Raw genomic sequence first — 11,872 nt, forward strand, 5'->3', positions numbered from 1 at the left:
GAAGACTTCCTCAGGGAGCCGTTGAGCCGGCAGTAAAATCAACGTCTTCCGAATGCAGTAACAACAATAACAAGAGGCGTTTGGAAAATGGACTATGTCGCCCCGCCGGCGCTAGTGACGTCGGCTGTCGTAAACCCGCGTCTGCAGTGGCTGCGTCGCCTGGTTATCCTGACCACGGTCTGGGCCTTCTGCGTGATTCTGCTCGGCGCGTACACCCGTCTGGTGGACGCCGGTCTGGGATGCCCTGACTGGCCTGGCTGCTACGGCTTTCTTACGGTGCCGAACGAGGCGCATGAGATCGAAATTGCCGAAGCCCGTTTTCCCCACGCGCCAGTAGAGGCGCATAAGGGCTGGCCGGAGATGGTGCACCGCTACTTCGCCAGCGGTCTGGGCCTGTTGATATTCGCCATCGCCGCGCTGTCCTGGCGCGATGTTTCCCCCAACTCTGTTCCTGGCGCGCGTCGGCCGCCTCGCAAACTGACTCTGTTTTTGTGCGCCCTGGTGGTTCTGCAGGGGCTGTTCGGCATGTGGACTGTCACACTCAAGCTCTGGCCGCAAGTCGTCAGCGCGCACCTGCTCGGCGGCTTCTGCACACTCACCCTGCTGACGCTGACGGCCATGCGGCTCCTTGATAGACCGCTGACGGTCTCTGCGGAAACGCTGCGGCGCTGGCGTCGACTCAGGCCGCTGGCGTTGCTCGCCGTGGCGTTATTGGCCACACAGATTTTTCTGGGCGCCTGGGTGACGTCGAACTACGCCGCTGTCGCCTGTCCCGATTTCCCAACCTGCCAGGAAAAACTGTGGCCGGAGATGGATTTTCAGCACGGTTTTAATCTCACTCAGACCATCGGCCCCAATTATCTCGGCGGGCTGATGCATAACGAGGCCAGAGTCGCGATTCACATGACCCATCGCCTGGGCGCGGTGGCCGTGCTGCTGGTATTGGGCGGCTTTCTGATCGCCGCCTGGCGCCGCTCCCAGGGATCGCCTCTCCGGCGCAGCCTGGGTCTGACTGGAGCGCTGCTGCTCCTGCAGATTGCGCTGGGCGTAACCAATGTGGTGGCGCTCGTGCCATTGCCTGTGGCGGTGGCCCACAACGGCGTGGCGGCATTGCTGCTGATTTCCCTGGTATGGGTGACATACCGTTTATGGACTGCCAAAGAGGTGCGCTCATGAAAAATACCGCTTCCACTACGGCCGCCGCCGGCTGGCGCGATTACTACGAACTGTGCAAGCCCCGGGTGGTGGCTCTGATGATGCTGACCGCGGTGGTGGGCATGTTGCTCGCCAGCGACCAGGGCATGCCCTGGAATGCGCTGATTCTGGGTAACCTCGGCATCGCTTTGCTGGCGTCTTCCGCGGCGGCGATCAACCATATCGTCGACCAGAAAATCGATGCGGTGATGGCGCGTACGCAAAAACGTCCTATTGTGCAGGGGCGCGTGGATAACCTGCACGCTTTGACATTCGCCTTCGCTCTGGCGGTGGTGGGCATGGCGATTCTGGCCTGGGGCGTGAATCCCCTGACCGCCTGGCTGACCCTGGCGTCGCTGATTGGCTACGCGGTGGTGTATACCCTGTTCCTGAAACGGGCCACGCCGCAAAATATCGTGCTGGGCGGGCTGGCGGGCGCTGCGCCGCCTCTGTTGGGCTGGACCTCTGTGACCGGAACCGTCGACCCCCACGCGCTGTTGCTGGTGCTGATTATTTTCGCCTGGACGCCGCCGCACTTTTGGGCGCTGGCGGTGCATCGCAAAGACGAGTACGCCAAAGCCGGCGTGCCCATGCTGCCGGTGACCCATGGCGACCGCTACACCAAGCTGCACATTCTGCTGTACACCTTTATGCTATTCGCCGCCACCATGCTGCCATTTATCACCGGCATGTGCGGCTGGATCTATTTTGTCTCCGCGCTGGCGCTGGGGTTGCGCTTCCTGGACTGGGCCTGGGCGATGTGGCGGGATTCGCGCAAGCATGCGGCCATCAAGACATTCCGCTACTCCATTACCTATCTGATGCTGTTATTCGTGGCGCTGCTGGCGGATCACTATATTCCGGTGACCCTGTCATAGCAGGCCACGCAGTTGCTCAGGGAAAAACGCTGTCTCGCTCTGGGCATCTGTGTAAAAGCGTCTAGAATTTAACAGCTACGTGGGACGTTTTTTTCCGCCAACGTGGAAGTGCTGTTATGTTGAGTCTACTGCGAAATCCTCTGCGCCTGGCGGAGGTCGCCGCTGATCCGGCGCAGGTGAGCGTCATCGATGAGGGTCTGGAAGTCTGTCCGGAACGGGTGGATGTGGCGCCGGAAGGCGTACAGCAGATCTGGCGAGCGGTGGAGCGTCTATACGCCACCGGCACCCAGCCGGCCATCAGCTTGTGCGTGCGTCGCAAAGGCCGCGTCATTCTCAATCGCGCGATAGGCTACGCCAGTGGCGGCGGCCCCGGCGACGCGTCTGATGAGTTCCGCCAACCCATGACCACCGCCACGCCGGTATGCCTGTTTTCCGCTTCCAAGGCGGTGACGGCGGTGTTGATGCACAAGCTGGCGGAAGACGGGCTGATCAATCTGCTGGACCCGGTCAGCTTCTACTTGCCGGAATTCGGCCAGCGCGGCAAACGCAATATCACGATTCACCAGATTCTCTCCCACCGTGGCGGCATTCCCGGTCTTCCCACCCATGAATCCCTCGACACGCTGTACGATCAGGAGCAAGTGTGGAAACTGCTGTGCGCCGCCAAACCTATCGCGGTGGACGGCGGCAAGCTGGCTTACCACGCCATCACCGGCGGTTTTGTGCTGCAAAGGGTGCTGGAGAAAGTAACAGGCGCTGGCATTACAGAATATCTGGAACAGACGCTGCGTGCGCCGCTGGAGATGAAGTACTTTACCTTTGGCCTGGAGGAAGCCGGGAAGCATGCCGTCGCGCGTAATTACGCCACCGGTCCCGAGGCGCCGTTTCCCGTGTCCTGGGCGCTTAAACGCGCTTTGGGCGCGGACATGTCGGCGGCGGCGAACATTTCCAATGAGCGACGCTGGATGGACGCCATTATCCCCGCCGCCAACCTCTATGCGACGGCGGAGGAAACCTCGCGCTTTTTCCAGATGCTGTTGAATGGCGGCGAGTGGCGCGGACGGAGGATTCTGCAACCCGTCACCGTAAAACGGGCGACGCAGGAGTTCGGCGGCTGCACCTTCGATCGTACGATGATGATCCCCATGCGCTACAGCGCCGGCTTTATGCTGGGGGGAGATCCGGTGGGTTTATGGGGACCGCGCACGGAGCGCGCCTTCGGTCATATCGGACTGATCAATAAGTTCTGTTGGGCGGACCCGGATCGGGAGATTTCCGTGGCGTTGCTGACGTCGGGTCTGGCTTTGCTGGCGCACCATCTGCCGCGATTGGCGGCGTTGATCCGGCAAATCAATCTGCAATGCGCGCCGCTCGCACTATAGTCGGAACGACGCGAATTCGGGGCGTGGAATTACTCGTGACTGGACCAGCGGTTAGCCTGTTGTTCGATAATCAACATGACGTTTTTCAATAACTGACGCAGTCTGACCTGGGTCTGGGTGCGCTCCACCACCTGAGAGACGGACGCCTGCAAACGATGCAGTTTGGGGCTGACCTGTCGAATGCCTTCGGTGATCATCTCATAGGGATAATGGTGGTCCTGGATACTGAGCTTATTCAGCTCCGCCGCTTCCTGCTGGAATACGCTCAGCACATCATAAATCGTATCCTTGTTAGTGATGGTGGACGCCTCCCAATAGGCATCGTCCAACACTTCGATCAAGCTGAGGAACTCGGTGCAGGCATCGGATATTTTTGCGGGTGTCATGTGCGCCTCAAATTTACGGATAAGCTTGGAACGTTCTACATTCAGCATAGCAAAAACTGGCGCAGGCGCCTGAAAACTGGACACTCTCGCCCCGTCCTGGCGTCAGGGAGGCCTGTAACGTTAGTTTTAGCGAGGGTTAGCGTTATGTAACCGCACTGTGTGTGTTACGGTTAGAAATGTGTATTAAGGTTAAATTTTGAACTATTTCTCCAATTGTGGAAGGATTGTGGATATACTGGTTTTTACCTATCCCGACGGCGGGCGCTACGGGAGGCCAAACAACAACAGGAAGTCGTAAGCCATGAACACCCTTGAGGCTCAGCGTTGTCGCTTGCAGGAAGAGTTAGCGTTGGCGGAAAAAGAACTCGAAGAGTTATTACGCACCCCGAACCCGAACAAAACGATGGTGAACTTCTACAGCGATCTGCTGGTGCGCAACCGCGAGCTGATCCGCATGATTGACACTCACCTTAGTCAGTCGTCCCATTGGATCACTGACAGAGCGAACAGTATCGCCAAACTGGCGGACGGCGTCGCTTAATCTGTTTGCGGGTCCGGTTAAAGTCCCGGACTTTCGCTTTCACTGCGGGTTAAAGATAAACGGCCGATCCGGTCTCCGGTCAAGGTGCCGAACAACAGGATGTCGCCGACTTGCTCCACGGATGTAATGGTGTGCAGGCGCTCGCCCTCCGGGTCCTGCAGGTTGTGTAAAACCTCTCCCTGCTCATTAATTCCCAGCACGAATCCATAACGCTCCGCCTGCGGTTGCAAAGCTTCCGGCAGCTTGGACATGCGGCTTTTCAACCAGGGAAACGAGTGGATGAAATCCAGTATCCCGTTGCGCGGCGCTATCAGCGCGATCCAGAATTCTCCCGCTCCGTTGCTGGAGACGCCATCGGGGAATCCGGGCAGATTCTCGATCAACATATCGCTGGTCCCCTGTTTGGGACCCTGCAGCCAATAACGACGTACCCGGTAGCGCCCGGTTTCGCACACCGCCACAAAATCCTCGTTTTGCGACAGCGCCACGCCGTTAGCGAAGTACAGGTCGTCCAGCAGAACCGTGGTGGCGCCGGTGGCGGGATCGTAACGGAGCAGGCGTCCGTGTGGACGGCTCTCGATAAGATCGAAGCGATGCTCATGCACGCCCCAGCGCCAACTGGCGTCGCTGAAGTAAATCACGCCGTCTTTGGCGACATCTACGTCGTCCGCGACGCCGAAAGGCAGGTTGTCCGCCTTGCTGGTCAGCACGGTGAGCTTGCCCGCGTTATCGAGTTGTAATAATCCTTTTGCCGCGTCAGCCACAATCAGATCGCCGGCCGGATTGAACTCAATGCCCAGCGGACGTCCGCCGGTATTGGCGAGCACTTCAAATTCACCGTCTTTGTTGATGCGAATAATGTCGCCGTTGGCGAGCCCGGCGTAAACGGCGCCCTCGGCGTCCTGATCCACGTCTTCAGGGCCGTCCAGTCGCCCCTGGCCGATTAATTCCGCATCCAACAGCTTTTGATTCGGGGCGTAAGGCCCTTCCAGATCCGGCGCCGATGGGGCGTCATAGGCTTCCGGATCAATGACCGCAGGCGAGAACAAAAAGTAGGTCAGTAAGATGACCCCCACCACCGCCAGTAGTCTGAGAGAAGCTTTCATTATTCTGCGTCGGTTCCTGTCCGTTTATGGAAGCGGATAGGTTACTCCATCAGGCGATGTAATGCGTCATACTCGTAAGTGACCAGCACAATGACGTCGCCCTCTTCGCCCTGGGGTTCGGCGTCCACGGAGTAACGTTCCAGATAGACGTAATCCAACAGCCCATCCTCCCGATACACGTAGTGTTCGCACCATTCGAAACCGGAGTCATGAATGTCGGTATAACGTCGTGTCAGTTTGCGGCCGTCGGCGTCGTAGGTAAAGTTGGAGGTCGCTATCTCGCACCCCGGCTCCGTAACGCAGGAACTCTCCGGCCTGTCCGTAAAGGTGCGCATGCCGTTCAGTCTGCCGTCGCTGGCGTAGGCGTATTGCGTGTTCAGCTTTTCCAGATTGTTATCGTAGGTGTCATTGGACAAATGTCCGTCGCCGTCAAAGACGAAAGCGCGTTTGACCAGCACCTGATTGTGGGTTGCGCTGTCGGTGGAGTAGGAATTGATGCGCACGAGCCCCGCGCCTGCGTCTTTTTGCGGTCTCATCTGGCCGGTAACCGTCTCACTGGTGCGCTGGCTTAACACGGCGTCGCCGACCTTGTTGAACGTTTCCACCCAACGACCGCGATCCAGCGTCAGTGCGTTGACGACGTCCCACTCGCCGTCCGCGGGCGAAATTTCCGTATACAACGGGTCCAGGGTCAGGGAGGAGACATAGGCGTCCAGAGACAGGGCGCGACGGCTCATATCCACGCCGCCATCCAGACGCACCGCCGCGACCGCGCCTTTGGAATCGTAGGTCAGTCCGGCGCGACCAACGTGCTTGCGTTGGGGGTCCTGTACGCCGGCGAGGGCGAGTAGCTTCACATCGTTGTCATTGCGTCCCTCCAGCGCCGCGCTTTCCGTGTCCGGATGCACGTACCAGTTTATTTGCTTGATCGAAAGGGGATCGTTAAGGGCATTTTCATACTGCAGTGATGTTTTCCAGGGAGAGAAATCATAGGCCGCAAAGTCTTCCGTGGAGCGTATATCCTTCATGACGCCCGCCGCCGCATAGGCGATTTTCGGCGCGTTGTGCAGCAGACTGGCGCCCATGACTTTCACTTTGGTGGCGTCCAGATTGTCGAGACGCTGGGCGGCGTCAATACTTTGCGCCTCTTCCGTCATCATGTTCTGTAACGCCATGGCGAAAGCCTTGGCGTAGACGTGGTGGCGATACTGTCCGCTTTTGACGTAATCGAACAGATAATTGTTGTTGAAGCCCACCCGCTCACGGGCGCGCTGGTGCGCCTGCTCGACGGTGGCTTCCGGGTCTTCCTCCCGCATCAGGTCGTACTGCATGCGCACCAGCGTGGTCAGCGGGGAAATGACCGGGCTTCCGGGCGGCGCCATCAGAAAATAGGCTTTATCCACCAGTCCCGGTTCGCTGGATGCGCAATCCGTGGCGGGAGGGACGGCGGCGTTCATCAGGTCTTCATCCTGAGTGACGCAGGGAAGCGCATAGGCCATGAGCGGGTAGAGCTTGGGGTCGTTCACGGCAGCCAGTTGTTCCGCTGTGAATTCATACTCTCCGCCGGCGCCGCTCATCACTGCAGGCTCGTCATCGCCGGCGAGATAATCTCCATTCAAATCCAGCCAGACTTTGGCCTGACGCAGATAACCGTCCAGCACCACTCCGTGAAAGTTGGCGTTGGGCGGCGGCGGTTGCTCCGGCTCGCGAGGGTCGCGCAGAGTGGATACATCGGATTTCTCGCCGCCGCAGGCGCTCAGAAGCGGCGTCAGCAGACTGACGATAAGCAGTGCGCCACAGTGGATTCGCATGGTGTTCCCTGTCCTTTTTGTTTTTGTGAGCGAGTCAATCTAGCGGGGAGCAAGCGGAAATTCGTTGATAGGCTTAACAAATGCTTACAAAGGGCGAAAGTAGGGGAAAGAAGGCCGAAGGCGTCTGGCGCGCAGACAAAAAAATGCCTCGCTTCCGGGGTGTCCCTATTAAAAAGTCCATCCTGGTCCCATCGCGAGGCTTAAGGCACGAGCGTAGAGGTAACAGTCGTTGTACAAAAGAAGTACCCTGACTATTGATGAAGAAACGTTAAGCCTGTAACAACTTAGCGAAATCTCTTCACCCTGTTTATCGCACAGACTGTGCCAACCTTGTCATGCCTTATTAACCAATTGATAAATATGGATTTTATTTTATTTTGCGTAGATTTTACGGAGATTGAAGGAAAGATTTCGTGCCCTAAATCTAATCCTGACTGCTCCATTACGGTGCATTTTTTCTTTTTGGACAGGTTTTAATATTTGGACCGGTTTTAATGGCGGGAGGCGTCCAGGTGTGGGCGCTGACGATAGCCCAGACGACGCCAGATCATGGCGGTGAAGGCGAAATAGGTGGTCATGCTGGATGCAAAAAACCACTCAATGACATTCTCCCAACGATCCTTTGCGGGATTTTGCAGTAACAGGCTGTTGGCGACGCTGGCCAGACCCAGCGCCAGCATCCACCAGCATAGCCAGGATTTCGCCCGCAGCCACGTCTGCACGCGGGCGCTGCGGCGCCAGTCGGAGGTGCGGGACAGGGTCAGGAGACTTCGCAATAACAGCATCTGCGCCAGCACGGTGAAAGAGAAATAAATGGTGACGCCGTACTGGCGCAACAGTCGGTAAATGCGTCCGTCCACGCCGAGGAAGTCTGCGTATAACACCAGAAACAGCGCGCCGATGGCGCCCAGGCACTGCATGGCGCGGACTACGCTGCTCGAAGACTGATGCAGCTTGAGGAAAGCGCCTGCTTGTAACCAGAAGGCGAGCAGTAAGACAGCGTGAATGATCATGCCGGCGCGAAACAGATACAGGGCGTCGCTGGAGCGCGCCGCTTTGCTGATGGACACGCAACCGTCCCAGTACGGCAGACACCCATCGATGGCGCCGAGCAGAGTGCTCCACAGCCAGGCGGCATGGGCCACCAGCACAGGCAGTAAAAAATTGCACCAGGCGATTCGCTGCGGTTGCATGGCGGCCCACTTTGGCATCGCGTTTAGCTAATACTTTAATGCTATAGTGCGCACTTGACGACTGCGCTATTGAAGGCATGGAATTTATTCAGAGGTGAATGATGCGAACCGAGCGTATTCAATTGATGAGCCCGTCCCCCGGCACCCGTCGGGAATTGCTTGTCCATCGGCTGGGACAAGCGGATGCGCGCCCGAAAGTGTATTTTCAAGCCGGTCTGCATGCGGATGAGTGGCCGGGTCTGCTGGTGCTGCAGCATCTGCTGACCTTATTGCAGGAGGCGGAGCGCCAGAACGCGATTCAGGGTGAAATCATCGTAGTCCCTTACGCCAATCCCGTTGGACTGTCTCAGAATGTGTTCGGCTATGTGGCGGGGCGCTTCGACCTCACCGGAACCGGCAATTTCAACCGCAACTTTGCGGACCTGTATCTGGACGCTCGCGACAGTGTGGAAGGTCGACTCGGCTCCGATCTGGAAACCAACAACGAACTGGTGCGCGAGGCCTTGCGCGCCGCCGTGGCGGCGGAGCTGGCGGAAGATGAAACCACCGCTTTGAAGAAAACTCTGTTGGCGTTGTCCATCGACGCGGACTACGTCTTCGACCTGCATTGCGACGATCACTCCAGCGCCCACGTGTATTCCGTCAAACGTCAGGCGGAGAAAGCGCAGGACCTGTGTCGCCATATTGGCGCCCGTTATCTGTTGACGGAGGACCTGGACGGAGTCGTCGCCTTTGACGGCTCCCACCTGCAACCCTGGCACTGGCTGCAGAAGGATTTTCCCGATAATCCCATGGAAATGCCGAAGCTGGCGGTGACGGTGGAGTATCGCGGTCAATACGACGTCTCCGATGAACTGGCCGCCGTCGACGCCGCCAATCTGTTCAATTATCTGGTCAGCGAAAATCTGATTCGGGGCGATGCACAGGCGCTGCAACTGGACGATATCCATGTCAGCCCGTTGGAGTCCGTGGATTCCATGAAAGCGGAAGCCGCCGGTTTGCTGGTGTTCCAGAAGCCGTTGGACGCCTGGCTGGAGCAGGGCGATGTCTTCGCTGAGATCGTTAGTCTGGATGGCGGCGAGCCGAATCAACGGACGCCGGTGCGCGCACGCACGGCGGGTTATCTGATGGCGCGCACTCACCGTCGGCTGGTGCGTCCGGGAGATCAGATCGCTAAGGTGTGCGGCGAAGAACCGCTACCGCATCGCAAAATCGGCAATTTGTTGCAACTTTAGGCGTCATTGCCGACACTTAAATTACAACTATTTATTTGGCTGTGAACGCTTAAACGCGGTAGAAAGACTGCGTAAGGCGAAGGAACACTCCGGCCCGCGCATAAAACGGATAGCGGGTCGGGACAGTATAACGGGGAGTCTAAGCGTTTTGATGGTGTGAGTCTGATCAGGTGTGGAGTCAGTGACAGTAAGGGTTGTCTGGTTTAAACGTGACCTCAGGGTCACCGATCATGGGCCGCTTTATCACGCCGCCCGACAAGGTCCGGTGGCGCCGCTGTATGTGGCGGAGCCGGAGTATTGGGCGCAGCCTGACGCTGGCGAACGGCGTTGGGGATTTGTGCGGGAAACGCTGCTGGAGCTTGACCAGACGTTGAGCAAGCTGGGGCAACCCCTGTGGTTCATGCATGACAGCATGATCAACGTGCTGGAATACCTGAAAAGCCGCTTCGGCGTCTTTGAGCTGTACTCCCACCAGGAAACCGGCGTGCAATGGTGTAACCGGCGCAATCAGATTGTGCGGGAATGGTGTCGTCGCAACGGCGTGCTGTGGCGGGAATGGCCTGTCTGCGGCGTGCTGCGGCGAGCCACCGGCGCAGAGCGTTGGCAAGCCGCCTGGAAGGATTTCATGGCGCAGCCCCGTTACCCCAGCCCCAAAACTTTGCCGATGGTGGGCACGTCGCCGCTCAAGCCGGAAGTCTGGCCTGAGACTATCGGCGCCGATCCTACCCCCTGCGTGTTGCGTCAGGCGGGCGGACGCGCCGCCGCCGCTCAGGAGCTGAAGAGTTTTCTGCAGGCGCGTGGGCAAAACTACTTCCGTGACACTCACTATCCCGCCACGGCCTTTGACGGCGGTTCGCGCCTGAGCCCTTATCTGGCCCACGGCGTCATTAGCTTACGCGAGACGGTGCAGCAATCCCGACGCGCGTTGCAGACCTATCATTCCCGCCGCTCCGCGGACTGGGTGAAGTCCATAAACGAGTTTCTGTCCCGTTTGTACCTGCGCAGCCATTACATGCAGCAGATGGAGGATGAGCCGGGCATGGAGTCGCTCAATCTGCATAAAAGCTTCAACGGGTTGCGCGAGCATCAGTTCGAAGAAGCCAAGTTCGACGCCTGGAAGAACGGCGAGACCGGCTTTCCCCTTATCGACGCCGCCATGAAGGCGCTGATTCAGTACGGTTGGATCAACTACCAGTTGCGCGGGTTGTTGATGTCCTTCGCCGCCAATCAGCTATGGCTGCACTGGCGTGAACCGGCGTTGCATCTGGCGCGGCTGTCTATCGACTATGACCCCGCGGTGCATTTTCCGCTGACGCAGCAGTTCGCCGGAACCACGGGGATGTTTGAGCAGAAGATTTACAACCCGGTCACCGAATCCCATCGACTCGATCCCGCCGGCAAATTTATCCGGGCGGAATGTTCGGCGTTACGGGAAGTGAGCGACGCGTATCTGCATGCGCCCTGGAAAATGCCTCATGCGGAACAGATCATGTCCGGCTGCGTGATCGGGCAGGATTACCCCATGCCTATCATCAACAACGAAGACGCCACGCTTGTCGCCGGGCAGCGCTTGAAAGCGCATCTGGAAGAGCGACTTGATCCCATGGAGACCGCCCGCGTGCGCGCTGCGCACCTGCGCTCCATCAAACTGGACTAAGCATCGAACAGACGTAAAAAAGCCGGCGCGCCCTTGGGGCGGCCGGCGAAGAAGGGGAGCCTGCAACGGAAGCGGTGTTATACCTCTTCGTCGTCGCCTTTATCGCAGTTCTCAGGATGAGGGCGACGTTCTTTATGCTTGCCGCGCGCCTCATGCATTTCTTTCAGTTTTTCCATCTGCTCCGCGTTCAGTACGGCGCCCAGTTTGGCGTCGGTTTGCGTGCGCAGATTTTCCATCGCCGTGTGCATTTCTTCACGTTGCGGTTTGTATTGCTCCATCAGGGTGTGACGTTGCTCGCGGCTCTCTTCCATAATGGTTTCGAACTGCGTTTTCTGGTCATCCGTCAGCGCCAGCTCTTCCGCCAGACGGTCAATGTTCGGGCCTTGATGGGGGCCGCCCTTGGCCAGTGCGAATCCGCTGGCGGCGATTAAACATGTCAGGGTGAATGCAGCGAATTTTTTCATAACCTTTTTCCTCAATTTCCTGTTT

11 protein-coding genes are annotated in these 11,872 nt (G+C 58.2%); 6 read left to right on the forward strand and 5 right to left on the reverse strand.

Features of this window, described 5'->3' with window-relative positions; all coding sequences use genetic code 11:
• The first annotated feature begins 87 nt into the window (after positions 1 to 87).
• The 3 genes from ACQYWX_RS00275 to ACQYWX_RS00285 all read left to right on the forward strand — a co-directional run bounded on the left by ACQYWX_RS00275 (position 88) and on the right by ACQYWX_RS00285 (position 3,454).
• On the forward strand, positions 88 to 1,176 hold the full coding sequence (locus tag ACQYWX_RS00275) for a COX15/CtaA family protein (protein ID WP_431687485.1): 1,089 nt from the start codon (positions 88 to 90) through the stop codon (positions 1,174 to 1,176).
• Positions 1,173 to 2,072: a heme o synthase gene (cyoE, locus tag ACQYWX_RS00280; protein ID WP_279500589.1), complete on the forward strand. Its 900-nt coding sequence runs from the start codon at positions 1,173 to 1,175 to the stop codon at positions 2,070 to 2,072. Before ACQYWX_RS00275 ends, cyoE begins: the two co-directional genes overlap by 4 nt.
• A gap of 116 nt (positions 2,073 to 2,188) precedes the next feature.
• Entirely contained in the window at positions 2,189 to 3,454 is a 1,266-nt protein-coding gene (locus ACQYWX_RS00285) for a serine hydrolase domain-containing protein (protein ID WP_431687486.1), read from the forward strand.
• A gap of 29 nt (positions 3,455 to 3,483) precedes the next feature.
• On the opposite strand, the gene ACQYWX_RS00290 is transcribed toward ACQYWX_RS00285, so the two are convergent.
• Entirely contained in the window at positions 3,484 to 3,840 is a 357-nt protein-coding gene (locus tag ACQYWX_RS00290; protein WP_216735276.1) for a hypothetical protein, read from the reverse strand.
• Between the two features lie 301 nt (positions 3,841 to 4,141).
• On the opposite strand from ACQYWX_RS00290, the gene ACQYWX_RS00295 reads away from it, so the two are divergent.
• Complete coding sequence (locus ACQYWX_RS00295; protein WP_127967819.1) at positions 4,142 to 4,381, forward strand: hypothetical protein; 240 nt, start codon at positions 4,142 to 4,144, stop codon at positions 4,379 to 4,381.
• Between the two features lie 17 nt (positions 4,382 to 4,398).
• On the opposite strand, the gene ACQYWX_RS00300 is transcribed toward ACQYWX_RS00295, so the two are convergent.
• The 3 genes from ACQYWX_RS00300 to ACQYWX_RS00310 all read right to left on the reverse strand — a co-directional run bounded on the left by ACQYWX_RS00300 (position 4,399) and on the right by ACQYWX_RS00310 (position 8,491).
• Positions 4,399 to 5,487, reverse strand: coding sequence for an SMP-30/gluconolactonase/LRE family protein (locus ACQYWX_RS00300; RefSeq protein ID WP_431687487.1), 1,089 nt, complete (start codon positions 5,485 to 5,487; stop codon positions 4,399 to 4,401).
• Between the two features lie 41 nt (positions 5,488 to 5,528).
• Positions 5,529 to 7,298 carry a hypothetical protein gene (locus tag ACQYWX_RS00305; protein ID WP_431687488.1) on the reverse strand — a complete coding sequence of 590 codons (1,770 nt, stop codon included), beginning with the start codon at positions 7,296 to 7,298 and terminating at the stop codon, positions 5,529 to 5,531.
• A gap of 491 nt (positions 7,299 to 7,789) precedes the next feature.
• Positions 7,790 to 8,491 (reverse strand): hypothetical protein, encoded by a 702-nt coding sequence (locus ACQYWX_RS00310; RefSeq protein WP_431687489.1) that lies wholly within the window; start codon positions 8,489 to 8,491, stop codon positions 7,790 to 7,792.
• Positions 8,492 to 8,589: 98 nt separating this feature from the next.
• Here ACQYWX_RS00310 and ACQYWX_RS00315 point away from each other — a divergent pair, with 98 nt between their 5' ends.
• A complete protein-coding gene (locus tag ACQYWX_RS00315) occupies positions 8,590 to 9,726 on the forward strand; it encodes a succinylglutamate desuccinylase/aspartoacylase family protein (RefSeq protein WP_431687490.1) in 1,137 nt (378 codons plus the stop codon).
• A 181-nt stretch (positions 9,727 to 9,907) separates the two neighbouring features.
• Positions 9,908 to 11,383: a deoxyribodipyrimidine photo-lyase/cryptochrome family protein gene (locus ACQYWX_RS00320; protein ID WP_431687491.1), complete on the forward strand. Its 1,476-nt coding sequence runs from the start codon at positions 9,908 to 9,910 to the stop codon at positions 11,381 to 11,383.
• 77 nt (positions 11,384 to 11,460) lie between these two features.
• Here ACQYWX_RS00320 and ACQYWX_RS00325 read toward each other — a convergent pair whose 3' ends face one another.
• Positions 11,461 to 11,847 carry a Spy/CpxP family protein refolding chaperone gene (locus ACQYWX_RS00325; protein ID WP_279500576.1) on the reverse strand — a complete coding sequence of 129 codons (387 nt, stop codon included), beginning with the start codon at positions 11,845 to 11,847 and terminating at the stop codon, positions 11,461 to 11,463.
• Positions 11,848 to 11,872: the final 25 nt, after the last annotated feature.

The organism is Hahella sp. NBU794 (genome assembly GCF_050749805.1).
GTDB lineage: Bacteria > Pseudomonadota > Gammaproteobacteria > Pseudomonadales > Oleiphilaceae > Hahella.

Coding starts and splice junctions, on each gene's coding strand:
- ACQYWX_RS00275 (WP_431687485.1), top strand. CDS start 88: ATGGACTATGTCGCCCCGCCGGCGCTAGTGACGTCGGCTGTCGTAAAC.
- cyoE (WP_279500589.1), top strand. CDS start 1,173: ATGAAAAATACCGCTTCCACTACGGCCGCCGCCGGCTGGCGCGATTAC.
- ACQYWX_RS00285 (WP_431687486.1), top strand. CDS start 2,189: ATGTTGAGTCTACTGCGAAATCCTCTGCGCCTGGCGGAGGTCGCCGCT.
- ACQYWX_RS00290 (WP_216735276.1), bottom strand. CDS start 3,840: ATGACACCCGCAAAAATATCCGATGCCTGCACCGAGTTCCTCAGCTTG.
- ACQYWX_RS00295 (WP_127967819.1), top strand. CDS start 4,142: ATGAACACCCTTGAGGCTCAGCGTTGTCGCTTGCAGGAAGAGTTAGCG.
- ACQYWX_RS00300 (WP_431687487.1), bottom strand. CDS start 5,487: ATGAAAGCTTCTCTCAGACTACTGGCGGTGGTGGGGGTCATCTTACTG.
- ACQYWX_RS00305 (WP_431687488.1), bottom strand. CDS start 7,298: ATGCGAATCCACTGTGGCGCACTGCTTATCGTCAGTCTGCTGACGCCG.
- ACQYWX_RS00310 (WP_431687489.1), bottom strand. CDS start 8,491: ATGCAACCGCAGCGAATCGCCTGGTGCAATTTTTTACTGCCTGTGCTG.
- ACQYWX_RS00315 (WP_431687490.1), top strand. CDS start 8,590: ATGATGCGAACCGAGCGTATTCAATTGATGAGCCCGTCCCCCGGCACC.
- ACQYWX_RS00325 (WP_279500576.1), bottom strand. CDS start 11,847: ATGAAAAAATTCGCTGCATTCACCCTGACATGTTTAATCGCCGCCAGC.